The sequence below is a fragment of the Shewanella sp. Isolate13 genome (genome assembly GCF_022398325.1).
GTDB lineage: Bacteria > Pseudomonadota > Gammaproteobacteria > Enterobacterales > Shewanellaceae > Shewanella.
Window position 1 is genome coordinate 15,350 of sequence record NZ_JAKEVD010000044.1, and the last position, 14,984, is coordinate 30,333.

At 46.3% G+C, this 14,984-nt stretch carries 15 protein-coding genes; 7 read left to right on the forward strand and 8 right to left on the reverse strand.

The window, feature by feature from the left end:
- Positions 1–4 precede the first annotated feature (4 nt).
- A complete protein-coding gene (locus tag L1D44_RS19380; protein WP_239892919.1) occupies positions 5–1,030 on the forward strand; it encodes a glucosaminidase domain-containing protein in 1,026 nt (341 codons plus the stop codon).
- Between the two features lie 59 nt (positions 1,031–1,089).
- Here the strand turns inward: L1D44_RS19380 and lgt are convergent, their stop codons facing one another.
- On the reverse strand, positions 1,090–1,875 hold the full coding sequence (gene lgt / locus L1D44_RS19385) for a prolipoprotein diacylglyceryl transferase (RefSeq protein ID WP_239892920.1): 786 nt from the start codon (positions 1,873–1,875) through the stop codon (positions 1,090–1,092).
- A 281-nt stretch (positions 1,876–2,156) separates the two neighbouring features.
- On the opposite strand from lgt, the gene L1D44_RS19390 reads away from it, so the two are divergent.
- Both L1D44_RS19390 and hemL read left to right on the forward strand, forming a co-directional pair.
- Positions 2,157–3,176 carry an aspartate carbamoyltransferase gene (locus L1D44_RS19390; RefSeq protein WP_239892921.1) on the forward strand — a complete coding sequence of 340 codons (1,020 nt, stop codon included), beginning with the start codon at positions 2,157–2,159 and terminating at the stop codon, positions 3,174–3,176.
- Between the two features lie 27 nt (positions 3,177–3,203).
- Positions 3,204–4,493: a glutamate-1-semialdehyde 2,1-aminomutase gene (hemL, locus tag L1D44_RS19395; protein ID WP_239892922.1), complete on the forward strand. Its 1,290-nt coding sequence runs from the start codon at positions 3,204–3,206 to the stop codon at positions 4,491–4,493.
- A gap of 95 nt (positions 4,494–4,588) precedes the next feature.
- Here hemL and L1D44_RS19400 read toward each other — a convergent pair whose 3' ends face one another.
- Entirely contained in the window at positions 4,589–5,659 is a 1,071-nt protein-coding gene (locus tag L1D44_RS19400; RefSeq protein WP_239892923.1) for a general secretion pathway protein GspB, read from the reverse strand.
- Positions 5,659–7,272: an AAA family ATPase gene (locus L1D44_RS19405; RefSeq protein ID WP_239892924.1), complete on the reverse strand. Its 1,614-nt coding sequence runs from the start codon at positions 7,270–7,272 to the stop codon at positions 5,659–5,661. The genes L1D44_RS19400 and L1D44_RS19405 overlap by 1 nt, the downstream gene beginning before the upstream one ends.
- A gap of 382 nt (positions 7,273–7,654) precedes the next feature.
- Here L1D44_RS19405 and L1D44_RS19410 point away from each other — a divergent pair, with 382 nt between their 5' ends.
- Both L1D44_RS19410 and L1D44_RS19415 read left to right on the forward strand, forming a co-directional pair.
- A complete protein-coding gene (locus L1D44_RS19410) occupies positions 7,655–8,893 on the forward strand; it encodes a multifunctional CCA addition/repair protein (RefSeq protein WP_239892925.1) in 1,239 nt (412 codons plus the stop codon).
- A 216-nt stretch (positions 8,894–9,109) separates the two neighbouring features.
- The gene (locus L1D44_RS19415) at positions 9,110–9,376 is read left to right on the forward strand and encodes an Lpp/OprI family alanine-zipper lipoprotein (protein WP_220768149.1); all 267 of its coding nucleotides are present in this window, start codon (positions 9,110–9,112) and stop codon (positions 9,374–9,376) included.
- A 202-nt stretch (positions 9,377–9,578) separates the two neighbouring features.
- Here L1D44_RS19415 and L1D44_RS19420 read toward each other — a convergent pair whose 3' ends face one another.
- The 5 genes from L1D44_RS19420 to folB are packed head-to-tail and all read right to left on the reverse strand — an operon-like array spanning position 9,579 to position 13,101.
- Positions 9,579–10,490: a L,D-transpeptidase family protein gene (locus tag L1D44_RS19420; protein WP_239892926.1), complete on the reverse strand. Its 912-nt coding sequence runs from the start codon at positions 10,488–10,490 to the stop codon at positions 9,579–9,581.
- A 52-nt stretch (positions 10,491–10,542) separates the two neighbouring features.
- Positions 10,543–11,376 carry a putative RNA methyltransferase gene (locus tag L1D44_RS19425; RefSeq protein ID WP_239892927.1) on the reverse strand — a complete coding sequence of 278 codons (834 nt, stop codon included), beginning with the start codon at positions 11,374–11,376 and terminating at the stop codon, positions 10,543–10,545.
- Positions 11,377–11,430: 54 nt separating this feature from the next.
- Positions 11,431–12,231 carry an undecaprenyl-diphosphate phosphatase gene (locus L1D44_RS19430; protein WP_239892928.1) on the reverse strand — a complete coding sequence of 267 codons (801 nt, stop codon included), beginning with the start codon at positions 12,229–12,231 and terminating at the stop codon, positions 11,431–11,433.
- Between the two features lie 24 nt (positions 12,232–12,255).
- Entirely contained in the window at positions 12,256–12,747 is a 492-nt protein-coding gene (gene folK, locus L1D44_RS19435; RefSeq protein WP_239892929.1) for a 2-amino-4-hydroxy-6-hydroxymethyldihydropteridine diphosphokinase, read from the reverse strand.
- Entirely contained in the window at positions 12,748–13,101 is a 354-nt protein-coding gene (gene folB / locus L1D44_RS19440; RefSeq protein WP_239892930.1) for a dihydroneopterin aldolase, read from the reverse strand.
- Positions 13,102–13,413: 312 nt separating this feature from the next.
- On the opposite strand from folB, the gene plsY reads away from it, so the two are divergent.
- Together plsY and L1D44_RS19450 are read left to right on the forward strand one after the other, a co-directional pair.
- Positions 13,414–14,013, forward strand: a complete 600-nt coding sequence (plsY, locus tag L1D44_RS19445; RefSeq protein ID WP_275660540.1) for a glycerol-3-phosphate 1-O-acyltransferase PlsY — start codon at positions 13,414–13,416, stop codon at positions 14,011–14,013.
- Between the two features lie 312 nt (positions 14,014–14,325).
- Positions 14,326–14,949 (forward strand): 2OG-Fe(II) oxygenase, encoded by a 624-nt coding sequence (locus tag L1D44_RS19450; protein ID WP_239892931.1) that lies wholly within the window; start codon positions 14,326–14,328, stop codon positions 14,947–14,949.
- Positions 14,950–14,984 lie beyond the last annotated feature (35 nt).

Below are 14,984 nucleotides of genomic sequence, written 5' to 3' on the forward strand. Positions count from 1 at the left end.
GTGTATGCTCAAGAAACCTCAAACTCTTATCGCTCTTACCCTACTCGCCGTCCTATTAATTCTCTATGCCGCAAACTCTCAATTTAATCCAGAAAGCGACACGGTCACCATCAAACAAACACCAAAAACCGTCGCTGCCGATTTAGCGACACCGCCTGATTCTGATGAGACACAAACCAGCTTTATTAAAATCTCCGATGAGCGCCCAACCAAGGCACCAAAAGACGTACGCATCGACTCGCTCGATGAATTGATGGCATTATTTGACTCATTAAATTACAACACTCAAAGCTGGCAACAAGGCAATCGAGAAGTCCCAAGGCTGACCTTCGAGTCTGTCAGTGAACGCTGGCAAAAAACCTCGAATCAAATCCCTGTGCAACAAAAGAAGATGGTGTTTTTCCGCTTGCTCGCGCCATTAATCTTAGTGGCTAATGAGAATATTCTTCTGGAACGCCGCTTAATTGAAACAGCACCGCTCGATGACGCTGTTTTACAAAGAATTGCCCTAAAGTACAAAATCACTCCTGACGCAGACACAGCGTTAACTGAGGCGCAAAGGCAAACCTTACTTGAAGAGGTCGATATCATGCCGCCTTCATTGGTGCTTGCCCAAGCAGCGGAAGAGAGTGGCTGGGCAACCTCCCGCTTTACCGTTGAAGGCAATGCGTTTTTCGGACAGTGGGATTTTAGCGGCAAGGGGATGATCCCCAAACAGCAGCGTAAAGAGTTAGGCAACTATGGTTTAGCCCGCTTCGATACGCCCCTGGCATCGGTTGAGGGATATATGCTGAACCTCAACACTAACAACGCCTATAAGAAGCTTAGGGAATTAAGAGCAAGCTTACGCGCTGACAATAAGCCGATCACCGGCATGGAACTGGCTGGCACCTTAGATAAATACTCTGAGCGAGGCCAAGCCTATATTGATGGCATACGTCAGATGATTAGCTACAACAAGTTAGATCAAGTCGATGAAGCCTACTTAAGTGATGCTGCACCGCTGCATTTAATCCCAAGACAGGACTAAGGTCTATACAAAAAAGCCGTAAGCGATTTGCTTACGGCTTTTTAATAACTCAATAGTTATTAGGCTTTGCTTTTACGCAAATAAGGCATCAACAGTAGCATTATCCCCACAAGCAGGAATGGAATACTCAATAGCTGACCAGCACTGAAGGTCCAGGTATCGGCGTACACAGCTTGCTTGACCTTCACCATCTCAATCAGGAAGCGAGAGCTAAATACTAGCACTAGGAATAAGCCGAAGATGGCGCCGTGCTTCTGCTTCATATCGCTGAGTTTATAAATGGCCCACAACAACACAAATATCAATAAGTAAGCAATGGCTTCATATAACTGGGCTGGATGACGCGGCAGCATATCGACACGCTCAAACACAATCGCCCAAGGCACAGTGCTTGGTAGACCTAAGATCTCGGAGTTTACAAAGTTAGCCATACGCACAAAGAAGCCAAAAATCGCCGTGGCAATCGCCAAGCGATCGAGTAAAAATAAGAAGGGTAATTTCACCTGACGCTGGTAGTAATACAGGGCTAAAATTGCGCCTAAACCACCACCATGACTTGCAAGCCCACCTTCCCAAATAGCAAAAATCTTCAATGGATGACTAAAGTAATAAGCAGGATCGTAAAACAGGCAGTGCGCCAGACGCGCGCCGACAATGATCCCCACCACACAATACATCAGCAGATTATCTAACGACTCGACAGGCAAGCTCTCTTTAATATAGATGCGTTTCATCACCTGAAAGCCTGACGCAATTGCCAGCGCAAACAAGATCCCGTACCAATGTACCTTCAAGCCCATAAAACTAATCGCTACAGGGTCAATATTCCAAATAAAATGGTCCAAACTAAGCCTTCCAAATCGGTTGTTTTGAATCGAAAATATGATAACTCATGGGCAGTTTTACGCGTCACTTGGCCTTTTGGCAAGGTTTTAGCGAAATTTGCGGCAACAGAATGTTTCAGCCCTTACCTATAAGTCAAAAATCTGGATGATTTAATCCAATGTTCTGTACTTGTTATATTTATCTGCCCATTAGATTCTGCTATAGTGCCGCCTCAGCCACCCTACATAAATTTGGGCTATAGCAAAGCTATTCGCCCCTCAGAAATTGGAAATAAAGGCTGATGACTCAGTTTCAAGGTTCGCACATCCTGTCGGTAAACCAACTCGATTTGGAAGCCGTTCAAACCGTTTTCTCCGTTGCTACTCGCATGACCCCTTATGCTTTACGACAAAAACGTACCACAGTGTTAGATGGTGCCGTTTTGGGTAACCTGTTTTTTGAGCCTAGCACCCGTACTCGCGTCAGCTTTGCCAGCGCCTTTAGTTTACTGGGCGGCCGAGTTAACGAAACCGTCGGCATGGCTTCATCTTCGCTATCAAAAGGCGAGTCACTTTACGACACAGCCCGTGTACTATCGAGCTACTCAGATGTGATAGCCATGCGCCACCCAGAATCTTTCTCGGTGCGTGACTTTGCCAAAGGCAGCCGTGTACCCGTTATCAATGGCGGCGATGGTGCAAACGAGCATCCAACTCAGGCTTTACTGGATCTATTCACCATCCAAAAAGAGCTGGCAGCCGGTGGCCGTGATATTAGCGGTATGAATATCGCCATGGTGGGCGATCTGAAATTTGGCCGCACCGTACACTCGCTTTCTCGCCTGTTATGCATGTATAAAGATGTCAGCTTCACACTCGTATCACCAAAAGAGCTAGCAATGCCTGACTCTGTGATCAGTGACATTGAAAATGCTGGCCATAAGATCACAATAACAGACCAACTTGAAGGCAATTTAGATCGCGCTGATATACTCTATCTAACGCGTATTCAAGAAGAACGCTTCCCTTCTCAAGAAGAAGCGAACAAATACCGCGGTAAGTTCCGTTTAAACCAAAGTATTTATACACAGCATTGCAAATCAAACACTGTGATCATGCATCCTCTGCCACGGGACTCTCGTGAGCAAGCGAATGAATTGGATAATGATCTTAACGACCATCCAAATTTGGCTATCTTTAGACAAGCCGATAATGGTCTGTTGATCCGCATGGCACTGTTTGCGCTGACGTTAGGTGTTGACTCTCAACTTGAGCAATATGAGCGTCCAGTTAATTGGTATTCACGAAAAGCTGATTTCTAGGTTGGCTATAAATTTTAAGGATTAAAAATGACCCGTTCCGACGAACTCTTTGAACAGGCTAAAAAGACCATTCCTGGTGGCGTTAACTCGCCAGTACGTGCATTTTCAGGTGTGGGTGGATCGCCACGCTTTATCGAAAAAGCCGATGGCGCCTATATTTTCGATGCCGATGGCAAGAAATATATCGACTATGTAGGTTCTTGGGGCCCGATGATCTTAGGCCACAACCACCCAAAAATTCGTGAAGCGGTATTAAAAGCTGTTGAAAATGGCCTATCTTTTGGCGCACCAACTGAACTTGAAGTCACTATGGCTGAGAAAGTCATCGAAATGGTTCCATCAATGGAGCAGGTTCGTATGGTGAGCTCAGGTACTGAAGCAACCATGAGTGCTATCCGTTTAGCACGTGGCTTCACTAACCGTGACAAAATCCTTAAGTTTGAAGGCTGCTACCACGGCCACGCTGACTGCTTACTTGTTAAAGCAGGCTCTGGTGCACTAACTCTGGGTCAACCAAGCTCTCCAGGTATTCCTGAAGATTTCGCTAAGCACACGCTAACGGCGACTTATAACGACCTAGAGTCTGTTAAAGCTATCTTCGAGCAATACCCAGAAGAGATCTCTTGTATCATCATCGAGCCAGTGGCTGGCAACATGAACTGTATTCCGCCAATCGACGGTTTCTTACAAGGTCTACGTGCTATCTGTGATCAGTACGGCGCACTAATGATTATTGACGAAGTGATGACAGGTTTCCGCGTATCTAAGAGCGGCGCACAAGGTCATTATGGCGTAACACCAGATCTAACAACACTAGGTAAAGTGATCGGTGGCGGTATGCCAGTGGGTGCTTTCGGTGGTCGCAAAGATGTGATGCAGTTTATCGCGCCAACAGGTCCGGTTTATCAAGCAGGTACACTTTCTGGTAACCCAATTGCCATGTCTGCAGGTCTTGCACAGATGGAAGCCCTTTGTGAAGAAGGTGTATATGAGCAGCTAGCCGCTAAGACTCAATACATAGCAGAAGGCTTCAAAGCTGCTGCTAACAAGCACGGCATTCCAATGGCGATCAACTACGTTGGTGGCATGTTCGGTTTCTTCTTCACAAGCGAAGAGACTGTGACCAACTTTGCTCAAGTGACTAAGTGTGATACTGCACTGTTTGCTGAGTTCTACCACATGATGCTAGATGAGGGGGTTTACCTTGCTCCTAGCGCATACGAAGCAGGTTTCCTATCACTTGCTCACGGTGAAGAAGAGCTTGAAGCAACACTTGCTGCAGCGGATCGCGTATTTGCTAAGCTTGCTAAGGCTTAATCTAAATAGATAGGCGTTAAGTCTATAAATAAAAAAGGAACACCTAGGTGTTCCTTTTTGTTTATTAAGCCTAATGATTTATACCGTATCAAAGATTAAATCGCAGGAACTTTAAACTCGGTACCTTGAATCGCTAACACCACATCTCTGGGGCGTATCTCAACGATTGTCAGCTTGCCCTGAATGCTATCCCCCTCCTGCAACTCAGCCCCGTCGACATTGAGCCAACGATTATCTGGCGCACTCGAATAAACATGGGCATTGATATTAAACTCGGGGACTTGTAATTGTAGCCCCGCTGGCAGTTGACCATACTTGGGGATATCATCCGACTTTGGTGTCGTAGGAATGGGGTCGAGCTTTGGCTCTGTCACTGGCGTCGCCACCGCATTATCCCGCTCTACATCCTTAAGTGCTGCCTCAAATGCCGCTAATAGATTATTGTTTGCCGCAGGCTCCGAGCTTTTTAAGCCTACATCGTTAGCGGCATCTTCTACCTGCTCTTTGAGCGACTCAAGCAGCTCCTCACCACGCTGATTGCTATTGGCACCGAGAATAATAGGCTCACTGTCGCTTGTCACTCGGCTCTTACTTGAGGCGGGGTTAGAAGCAGTCTCATGAGTATTCTCTACACTATTATTCTCTACACTCTGCTGCGCATTCAACACCGCGGCCATCAGCTCATTAGGCTCCTCTGACACAGTACTGTTTGCCGGCGGCAGTGAAGTGGAAACCATCATGGGTTGAGTTACCGCCATAGGTTGAGCGATGGGCAGCACAACCTTCCCTGCAAGACGGATCTCGGCCACCGACTCTGGTGTTGAGTCACCTGTAAGCTCAGAGTCAGCCTCTTGCTGACTCATTTGTTGGGCTGTTTCTTGTTTCGCGAACTCGTGTTGATTAGGCGTTAGATTAGCACTAGAGTTAACACTCGTCGCTTCCAAAAGCCCGTTAGCCCCCTTCGATTCGGGGTACAAGACCTTACTCAAAAGCCAAGCGGCTAAGACGGTCAACAGTAATAGCGAGACAAAACCTATGGCATATTTAAGCCCTTTACCACTGTCTTGCTTCGCCCTGTATTGCGCCCTCGGAGTCAACACCACATCATGGGTTATCCCTTGAGATTGCTGTTTATCTCGCGTCACAGCATCGAGTAAAATCGACATTAATACAACCTCTTGCTTTGACCGAGTCGCGGTCCAGCATCACTTAAATACAGATTAAGCTGCACAAGTGTTTGGCTGCCTGCAATACCATCGGCGGTCAAACCATGTTGACGCTGAAACGCCTTTAAGTTCTGCTCCAATTCGGGGTCAAAGTAATCAACCAGTCTCGGCGCTCTGTCATCAATACGCGCTAGGCTGTTCTCTAGCCACTGGAGCTGAGCCTGATTCGCCGACTGTCCAATCTCCTTTGGCTGATTTAGAGGTGCCTGCCAGAGAAGTTCAAAGGTTCCGCTAAAGTGGCGGGTAAACCAATCTCGACTCACCCAAAGCTGTTGCTCATTAAGCTGTAGCAAAATTTGCTCGCCCTGACGTGACACCACAGTGCCATAAAAGGCTTGATCCTTATCATCGACCAGATAGACAACGGCAGGATAGTTAAGGCGTACTAAAGAGTGCCAATTGCCCTGCTGCTGAAAACAATCAAGCCCCTGCTGTTTAGCCGACTGACATGCGGTCAACCCAATATAGGGCACCTTGCCCCACAAGCCTAAAATACTGGCGTAGGCGCTGTCGATATCACGGCTCTGAGAGATCGCATTATTGAGTACGCGCTGGCTATTATTTAAAGCATTGCTGCTCGCATCTTGCTTTACCGTGTTTACAGAAGCAACGACAGGTGCAGGTGTTTTGACAGCAGCGGTGTTCGCCGTGGTAGCCGATGGGCTAAATAGATAAAACGCGATGCCGAAGGTAGCAAGCAGCGATGCAGCTATGCTGGCTGGCAGCAACAGACTCTTCTTTTCAGGCTCTTCCCCTAATACCTCTGCTGAGGCTAAACGTACCATCTTATTATCGATAGGTACCTTCGACTGGGCATAACTGGCCATCAAGGCGCGCTCACATAACAGGTTGATCAATCTTGGAATACCGCCGCTATATTTATGTAACGCCTTAATCGCACTCTTATGAAACAGTGGCTCATGGCGGCCGGCGACCTGCAGACGATGCTGCACATACAGCGCCACCTCTTCAACCGTTAATGGCAGAAGATGATAACGAGCAGTGATGCGCTGGGCTAACTGGCGTAGCTCTTGCCTTTTAAGTAGTTGCTGCAACTCAGGTTGACCAATCAAGATGACCTGCAGTAACTTTTTAGTGTCGGTTTCTAAATTGGTGAGTAGCCTTAATTGTTCGAGCACTTCGGCTCTTAAATGCTGTGCCTCATCGATAATTAATACCGTATTACGGCCTTTGCTATGATTCTCAAGCAGGAACTTACTGATCAAGTCTGTCAGCTGCTTAAGGCTGGGCTCGTCACCATAAGTAATCCCTAACTCATCACACAAGGTCGCCAGCAATTCTGACTCTGTTAATGACGGATTTAAGATAAATGCGGTATCGGTATTATCGGGGAGCTGTTTTAACAGGCAGCGAGAAACTGTGGTTTTCCCAGTCCCCACCTCACCTGTTAACAATACAAAGCCACCCGTTTCACCTAGGCCATAAGTAAGATGTGCCAAAGCTTCTCTATGGCGATCACTCAAAAACAGATAATGAGGGTTCGGTGCGATAGAAAACGGATTGTCATTTAATCCAAAGAAAGCCTTATACATGCGAGCTTTTATCCTTTTAAAACCATGTTGAACTGACGCCTACAGAGCAGAAACTCTTATGCACTATAAATATACACACAACGGGTGTTTATATTACCTTGATGTGCCAGTCGATGCCTTTCAATTTTCGTGGATGGACAAAACGGCTCCGTTTCGGCCCAAACCTCGGCATAAATCTAGAATTAAGACTCACGTTAAAGCCAAGGGCAATGCTTGTCAAAATTTGCTTTAACTTATTCTACTAAAGTAAGTCCAATATCAAATTGATCGCGATATATTACTGTCTGTATCCAAGTTTTGAGTATGAGAACATCTAACAATTCACTTAGGAGACAATGGAATCATGCTACACTCGCCGTTAAGTTATTAAGTGAGAGATCTTGTGAAAATTTACCTTGTTGGCGGCGCCGTCCGCGATAAATTACTCAACCTTCCAGTTAAAGATCACGACTATATGGTCGTCGGTGCAACACCAGAGCAGATGCTTGCACTTGGCTATAATCAGGTTGGTAAGGACTTCCCGGTATTTTTACACCCCAAGACCAGCCAAGAATATGCGCTCGCGCGTACCGAACGAAAAACCGCAGCGGGTTATGGTGGCTTTAGTGTCGATGCCGCGCCAACCGTTACCCTTGAGCAAGATCTAATGCGCCGAGATCTAACGATAAACGCTATAGCTCAAGATGAAGAGGGTAAACTTTACGACCCTTATAACGGCGTGGCAGATCTTGAAAAACGCACCCTCAGACATGTCTCCGATGCGTTTATTGAAGACCCTTTACGAGTCCTGCGAGTGGCCCGCTTTGCTGCTCGTTTTCACAATCTAGGCTTTAGCGTTGCACCGGAAACCATGGCCTTAATGGCTAAGATAAGCCAAAGTGGCGAGCTGGAGGCTTTAACCGCCGAACGTGTCTACTTAGAACTCGATAAGGCGCTTGCAACAGATGACCCACAAGTATTCTTTCAAGTATTAAGGGACTGTGGTGCACTCGCCGTGTTATTTCCTGAAATTGAGGCACTATTTGGTGTTCCTCAGCCTGAAAAGTGGCACCCAGAAATCGATACTGGGGTTCATACCATGATGGTGCTTGAGCAAGTTGCCAAGCTAACCAACGATAACTCAGTACGCTTCGCCGCTTTGGTGCACGATCTAGGTAAGGCATTAAGCCCTAAAGAACACTTACCAAAACACCATGGTCATGGGCAAAAAGGCTTACCCTTAATTAAGTCCTTATGTGAGCGCTTTAGGGTACCCAATGAGTATCGTGACTTGGCGCTGCTGGTCAGCGATCAACATCAAAACATCCACAAGGTGACCGAGCTTAGGGCTGATACTCTGGTCAAACTGTTTGATAAAGCAGATTTTTGGCGCAAGCCTCACCGACTAGAGCAACTACTAATCGCCTGTGAAGCCGACAGTAAAGGGCGCACCGGACTCGAGTTTACCCCCTATCCTCAGGCTGATTACCTTAAACAGTGTTTTGCCGCGGCGTCCGCTGTTGAAGTACAGGCTATTATCGCACAAGGGTATAAAGGCGCCGAGATCCGTGAGCAGTTAGGTAAAGCGAGAACGGCTGCAGTACAGGTGATTAAAGGCTTGCAAGCCACTTCACCTTCATAAAAAATCATAAAAAGTCGTTTTTATAGACTAATATTATAGGTGTATTATTTGTGAATAATTTACACTTAGCTTGCAATTGCACAAATTTTCACTAAGTTATTCAGAGCTTAGCGATAAAATGCATAGCAATAATTTTTCTGTGTGACATAATTAACCAGTTCAGTTGTAATGTGCAGCTGTGCTTATTTAAACCAACCTATATAAAGGGAATTCCCGATGAATAAAAAAGTACTTATGATTGCTGGTGTAGCAATGACTGCCCTACTAGGTGGCTGTGCAAACACTACTGCTCTTGAAGAAAGCGTTGCAAACCTAGGTAACAAAGTTGACCAGCTTTCAGCTGAAGTTAGCTCTCTAAAATCAGATCACGCTAAAATGTCTGCAGACATCGATGATGCAACTGCAGCAGCAGTAGCTGGCGTTGCTGAAGCAGAACGTGCTAACGCACGCATCGACAACATCGCTTCTTCTTACAAGAAGTAATATTGTTTAGGAATTAAGCCTTATTCTATAACGGCTGACTCCCAAGGCTTGGTTTCGAGTATCGTACTTGACCAAGCCTTTAATTTATCCGCTGTATTCTGTTTCTCAGACTCACTTATTCCCCCAAACTTTCAAACCTTATCAAACTAAGATAATAAAAAAGCGCCCTAATGGACGCCTTTATTAAACAGTCAGCTACTGGTTAGCCGTTTGACAGGCTCTGAATATTGACCGGAATACCCGCTTGAGTCAGCAAGGCATCGTTAGCCTTGGCATAATCGACCTGCTCTTTCCCGATAAACTCAACCACACCACGATTCATCTGGCGGACGTTATCACTGCCACCGTTTGCGGTCGACAAAGGTGAATGTACCTCGATCAACTCACGACCGTCTGGCTCTGTAGAGGTCTTAACGGTTTCATTGATGATAGTAACCTGATCGCCATACTTCACTTGATCGAACAGCCACTCGATGTCATCGGGGTTTAAACGAATACAGCCCGCGCTTACGCGCATACCGATACCAAAATCTTTATTGGTACCGTGAATAAGGTAACTACCGTCACCATAAGATAGCTGAATCGCAAACTTACCCAGTGGATTATCCGGGCCTGCTGGTACCACTCGTGGCAATACCTCACCGCGCTCTTCTAGATGCTCTTTACGAATGCTAGCTGGTGGCGTCCAACTGGGATTAGGAATACGCGACTTAATTCGAGTCACCATCTCAGGTGTTTCACGGCCGACACGGCCGATACCGACTGGGAATACGTGAACCTCTTTACCGCCCTTAGGAAAGTAATAGAGGCGCAACTCAGCGAGGTTTATCACCACACCTTTATGTGGCACATCCGGTAGTAACATCTGAGTTGGGATCAACAGACGAGTGCCAGGTGTCGGCAAGAACGGATCGACCCCTGGGTTAGACTGCATCAGTTCCAAGATCCCAATATTGTATTGCTTAGAGATGGTTTGGAAATAGTCCCCCTTCTGCACAACATGTTCTTGCAACTCCCCAATTAGGCGACTGCCATCTTGAGGAATTGAATAAACATTGGCGAACGAAGTCAGTGGCAAACATGCCAAGATGAACAACAGCAAAGTACGCATCATCGATTTTCAGTTTCCGTTTAATTCAATAAGCAAAGGTTACCCTGAGCACAGATTATTTTCTAGTCATCACGTTAATGACAAAGTCAATTTCTAATCTATCGAACTGGGTATGTTGAATTTGATGTCTCATTTTATCATTGGCGCGCCATGCATAAGGTGTCATTTCCAGCAGCGCAATAGCCTGCTCACCTGATACACTTGCCGTCAGCGATAAACGCTCACTATGGAGCAGTTCAAGCTCTTTAGGCAAATTCTCGCTCAGCGGCTTTTCCGATAAATCTGGGTAGATAAACTCACGAATTTGCCAAAGGTGTCTCGGCCCCGCAGCAACTTGCAGCAAAATGCCTTCTTGCTTCAATACGCGAGTCAGTTCTTTCCCCTTGAGTGGCTTATCTATTAGCGTCACTAAATCGAAGCTTTCATCGGCAATTGGTAAGCGTTTCAACGTTGAGACGATATAAGTTGGTCCCGCCTCGGCCTTAGCTGCGGCAAAAATCGCATTCTCAGCTTCGCAGATCCCTGTCTGCGTCAGCGTAAGTTCTGGTTTTAACTGAGCTAAAATCCCCTTGAGTGTCCGCAGGAAGTAGCCATCACCACAGTCGAAGTCGAGCTGAGACAATGCTTCGGCATTCGCTATTTGAGGAAGCTCAGCAATCACTTTCGCCATAGACTGCGCCAGTGGAACATAAATCCCCGACTCGAGCACGTAACGCTTAGCGCGCATCACCGCACGAGAGTCAGCCTTAGGTTTCTTAGGCTGGCTAAACAGCCAATAACCCTGCTCATTAATATCGAAGTGGTGCTTGTTTTCACAATGCAGCCCCTTGGACTCTTGATGCACCATAAGTGGTGATTGGCAAACTGGGCAAAGATAAATACTATTCATGACACGCTCATTTTTAGAACAATGGTTTAAATTATAGGCTGGCTTGCCCTACGGTTATAAAAAGATAACCCCACATAAAACCGCACCTAACGCTAGGCGATAGATAACAAATGGTGTCATGCCCATCTTGCTGATGATCTTTAAGAAGTAGTGGATACAGATATAAGCTGCAATAAACGACACCACCACTCCTAGGCCTAACGCCTGATAGTCGATGACTTGGCCACTAGAAAGCAGATCTTTGGTGACTAAGATAGCCGCGCCTAGGCTCACTGGAACCGACATCAAAAATGAGAATCGCGCAGCCGCTTCACGACTAAGACCTAACATCAGTGCCGCAGTAATCGTCGCACCTGAACGAGACGTACCAGGAATGAGCGCCATCGCTTGGGCGATACCGATAACGAGCGCCTTTTTCCAGCCCACTTGAAACTCATTAAAGCCTTCACGCTGCATTTTGTCTGCCCACCAGAGCAGTAGGCCAAATACTATGGTTGTTACCGCTATGACCTCAATACTACGAAAGTGAGTCTCGATAAAACCTTTAGCACTAAAGCCGATAATGACTGCAGGAATAGTGGCTAAGATGATCCACCAAGATAGCTTACTTTCTTCAGTTTGTTTACGGGTGACAAGACTCGTTGTCCAAGCGGTAAACATCGACAATAGCTCGCGGCGAAAATACATCACGACCGCTAAGAAAGAGCCCGTGTTAACCGCAACGTCAAACGACAGGCCTTGATCCTGCCAGCCCAGAAGCTGTGCAGGCAAAATAAGGTGAGCAGAACTTGAGATCGGCAAAAACTCGGTGAGGCCCTGAATAAGAGCCAATATAATCACCTGAAAGGTATCCATAACTATCCTAAGTAAAAAAGAGGTTTACGCAGACCAGCTAAACTCAACTGGCCATAGTGATTGTTGACTCTTGTCATAACTCTCCCAAAGGGTTTGATATGACTGTTTGACAACGGGGTGAGTTAAAGAGGGAGCGATCTCCGCTAATGGCCATAACACAAAGGCATTATAAAGGATTTCAGCTCTCGGTAATTCAATCGGCTGCTCGCTAACGGTATCGTCATACAGCAACAGATCTAAATCTAAGGTTCTAGGGGCAAATTTCTTCGCGCCTTTCACTCGGCCATGGGCCTGTTCAATCTGCTTGAAAGTGCTCACCACTTCAGCTATCGATAACTCGGTTTGTGCGGCAACAACCATATTGAGAAAGTTACTTCCCTCAAAGCCCACCGCTTCACTTTCAAACACAGATGATAATTCTAATGCGCTAAAGTAGTTATTAAGGTCCGTTAAAGCCGCCTTAAGATGGCGCTCAGGCTCAATATTACTCCCCAAGCTAATAAAGATCTTTGCCATCTATGCATAACCTCTTTCAATCTCAACACCCACAGCGGCAGCCGTTGGCACTGCGCCGGGCTTCATCACCTTAACCTTGACCCAAGGCACATTAAACTCACTCATCACACAATTAGCGACCATTTCAGCGACAGTTTCAATCAATTCGATCGGCTTTTCGGTGATAAGTGCTGTCAATCGATTCGACACCGTTTCGTAACAGAGCGCATATTGGTAGTCATCGCTATCGGCTGCTGGGCGATTATTCCAAGCCATGTCTAAATCAATTAGCAAGCTTTGATGGATCTGCTTTTCCCACTCATAGATCCCGATAACAGTTTCAATTCTAAGCTCTCTAATCAGTACTTTATCCATGATATCTCCAAAACTTTAATCTATGACGCTGAGGTCAGATAAGCTAAAACGAACAAAAGGGATATAATCCGCCACAAAGCTGAAATATTAGCCTGATGCTCTTTCTAACGAGACCAAACCAAAGTAGGATAAGTCTCGCTATATAAAGAATTATTAAAAAGCTATCGCCTACTAGGCAAGCTTGCTAACGCAGCGTTACCAAAACAATATTTAACGGGCTCTTTAGCCATTTTGGTCATAAGTGCGTGATAAAAATAGCCACGCCGACATTACGTGGCGCGATGATACCCTAAGACGAATAAGGAAACCAATTTGACCGTAACAGTACTAACCATAGTGATGATATTAGCCGCCTATCTGGCCGGCTCAATATCGAGTGCTGTTTTGGTCTGTAAAATGCGCGGACTTCCCGACCCACGCAGCCAAGGTTCAGGCAACCCCGGGGCAACCAATGTACTGCGCATCGGCGGCGCGAGCTCTGCGGCATTGGTACTATTTTTCGATATGCTAAAAGGTGCAGCACCGGCTTATCTTGCGTTTAGACTCGGTGTCGACCCAATTGCACTGGGTGTCATCGCCATCGCTGCCTGCCTTGGGCATATTTTCCCAATATTTTTTCACTTTAAAGGTGGTAAAGGTGTTGCAACAGCTTTTGGCGCCATGGCCCCCATCGGTCATGACTTAGCACTTTGGCTTATGGGCTCTTGGATTGTCATCCTGCTACTTACCCGCTACTCCTCTTTTGCCGCCATCTGTACCGCAATGCTTGCCCCCGTTTATACTTGGTGGCTCGATGACCGATTTACTATTCCCGTCGCCATGCTGTCGACACTCATAGTGATCCGCCACAAAGATAATATAAAGCGCCTACTTAAAGGTGAAGAGTCTAAAGTATCTCGTAAGAAGTCATAGCCGAAGCGAACTTTAAAATCAATGCCTTACTAATTTAGTTAAGGTTATCACCTTTCACTTGTGACCTCTTCGCCCCTCTAGCACTATTCTCAGCAATTATTCATATCGCCTAAATAGTGTTTTAACAGACACCATCTATCACTTTCTCCAATTGCGTTTTTGTAAACGCAACTTATAATTGCGCCGATTTTTGACTGGGTAGCCCGTTTTTCCACGTAGGCAACCTGTTCTGACACTACCTCGAATACAGTGCTCACCTCTTCAGAGCCTGCCAGTAAAGCTATCGTGTTTTATTCTTTTGAGTACCTTGTTATGGTTCCACAATTAAGTGAAGCCGTGATGGATACCATTGCCGATGCATTGGTTGAAACCGGTTATATCGTTCTGCCTGACACATTACCGCCTTCGGTGTGTGAACAGTTATTACTCAGTTCTAAAAATGCCACTTGGGATGACTTTCGCCCAGCCGCGATCGGCCGTGGTGGTGAGCAGCAACTCGTTGAAAGCATTCGCAGTGACCAAATTCGTTGGTTATCCGAGCAGCGACCGGCCGACAAGCTCTATCTCGATCTAATGACACAACTTCGAGAAGGCATGAACAAGCGACTCTTCATGGGGCTATTTGACTTTGAAAGCCATTACGCCATCTATGAGCCTGGCGCTTTCTATCAAAAGCACTCTGATGTACTACAAGGCAGCAGAAACCGCATTTTGACCTCAGTGCTGTTTCTCAACCACGATTGGAAGGCGGAGCACGGCGGTGAGTTGATCGTTTATGACGAAAACGATAATAAACTTGAAACCATTTCCCCTAACTTTGGCAAATGGGTGGTATTTTTGAGTGAACGTTTCCCCCATGAAGTGCTGCGCACCGAAGTCAATCGCTACAGTATTGCAGGCTGGTTTCGCGTCAGTAACGCTAATCACGGTTTCTAAGCAGACCAATTTTATATACAAAAACGGCGCTCAAT